1 protein-coding gene is annotated in these 874 nt (G+C 43.6%); it reads right to left on the minus strand.

Going from position 1 to position 874, the window contains the following annotated elements; all coding sequences use genetic code 11:
* Positions 1 to 874: Ig-like domain-containing protein (locus BA195_RS12455; protein WP_084443203.1), on the minus strand; the 874-nt coding region annotated here is incomplete at both ends.

The following is an 874-nucleotide window of genomic DNA, read 5'->3' on the forward strand; positions in this document are numbered from 1 at the left end:
TGTAATATCGTTACTTGTAAATGTATCTGCTGTTGGTGCAGTCGTGTCAATGGTTACTACTCCTGTTCCGCTGTTTCCTCCTGCATCRGTTGCRGTTACATCAATTGTATCATCATCTGATAACGTTGGGAAWGTTCCACTATCSGCTGTTGCTGTATCTGGATCAATACTCCAGTTTCCTGTTCCGTCAGTTGTTACCGTATAGGTTACCTCTGGYGTACCATCGCCATTTGCATCAACAGTAATTGTTAAGGTTTCATTTGCCTCTCCTGTTCCTGTTAAGGTTGGKGTAGTATCGYTACTTGTAAATGTATCTGCTGTTGGAGCCGTTGTGTCAATGGTAACTACTCCTGTTCCGCTGTTTCCTCCTGCATCAGTTGCGGTTACATCAATTGTATCATCATCTGATAACGTTGGGAAWGTTCCACTATCGGCTGTTGCTGTATCTGGATCAATACTCCAGTTTCCTGTTCCGTCAGTTGTTACCGTATAGGTTACCTCTGGTGTACCATCGCCATTTGCATCAACAGTAATTGTTAAGGTTTCATTTGCCTCTCCTGTTCCTGTTAAGGTTGGTGTARTATCGTTACTTGTAAATGTATCTGCTGTTGGTGCAGTCGTGTCAATGGTTACTACTCCTGTTCCGCTGTTTCCTCCTGCATCAGTTGCGGTTACATCAATTGTATCATCATCTGATAACGTTGGGAATGTTCCACTATCCGCTGTTGCTGTATCTGGATCAATACTCCAGTTTCCTGTTCCGTCAGTTGTTACCGTATAGGTTACCTCTGGCGTACCATCGCCATTTGCATCAACAGTAATTGTTAAGGTTTCATTTGCCTCTCCTGTTCCTGTTAAGGTTGGGGTAGTATCG

Origin of the sequence: Tenacibaculum soleae, assembly GCF_001693415.1 — a bacterium.
GTDB lineage: Bacteria > Bacteroidota > Bacteroidia > Flavobacteriales > Flavobacteriaceae > Polaribacter > Polaribacter soleae.